Raw genomic sequence first — 807 nt, forward strand, 5'->3', positions numbered from 1 at the left:
ATCGAGGCTACCAACACCTACCACGTTGCCGTCGCGGTCCTGGCGCACAAGCGAGGCCATCGCGTCTATATGATCGACGGCTATCGCCTGAGTAACTACCGCAAAGGAATTGGGGGACGGGTCAAGAACGATCTATGTGATGCTCGTTTGCTGGCTCGCTACCTCAGCCATGAGCAGCACCAACTGCAGCCCTGGAGCCCGCCAGGCCGCGCTTACCGGAAGCTCCAAGCCTTGCTGCACCGTCGAGCCACCCTGGTGCGCAACATGACGGCCCTGCGCCTGAGTTTTGCCCAGGACCGCCAGCTGAAAGCCGCCCTGGATACGGTGCTCCAGTCGATGAAGGCGCTGGAACGCAAGCTTGATCAGGCCTTGCAGGAAACCCTGGACGAGGCAGGGCTGGCAGCACAGGCCCGACGTTGCCAGGCGATCGAAGGGATTGGTCCCATCAGCGCCGCAGCCCTGAGCTTGGCCTTTCTGCGCGGAACCTTTCGCTCCAGCGATTCGTTTATCGCGTTTCTTGGACTGGATGTACGGGTCAGGGAGTCCGGTCGTTACATCGGCCGACGGAAGCTGACCAAGCAGGGCGATCCGGAAATCCGCCGGCTGCTCTATACGGCAGCAATGGCAGCCAGCCGCACCGTCGCCTGGAAAGACTGCTACCAGGGTTACCTGCAACGCGGCCTGAAGAGAACCGAAGCGCTGGTCATCCTGGCGCGCAAGCTGGCTAGGATCGCCTTTGCCGTGATGAGAAGTCAGAAGCCATATCGACCTCGCGTCGCTACGGCGGATTGACATGGAATCTCCCAC

The 807-nt window shown here is 61.3% G+C and carries 1 protein-coding gene; it reads left to right on the plus strand.

Translation table 11 applies throughout. From position 1 onward, the window contains the following. Positions 1-792, plus strand: a 792-nt coding sequence (locus SZ55_RS10305; protein WP_044405246.1) for an IS110 family transposase, incomplete at its 5' end; no start/stop codon positions are given. Positions 793-807 lie beyond the last annotated feature (15 nt).

It is taken from the genome of Pseudomonas sp. FeS53a (genome assembly GCF_000931385.1).
Taxonomy (GTDB): Bacteria; Pseudomonadota; Gammaproteobacteria; order Pseudomonadales; family Pseudomonadaceae; genus Metapseudomonas; species Metapseudomonas otitidis.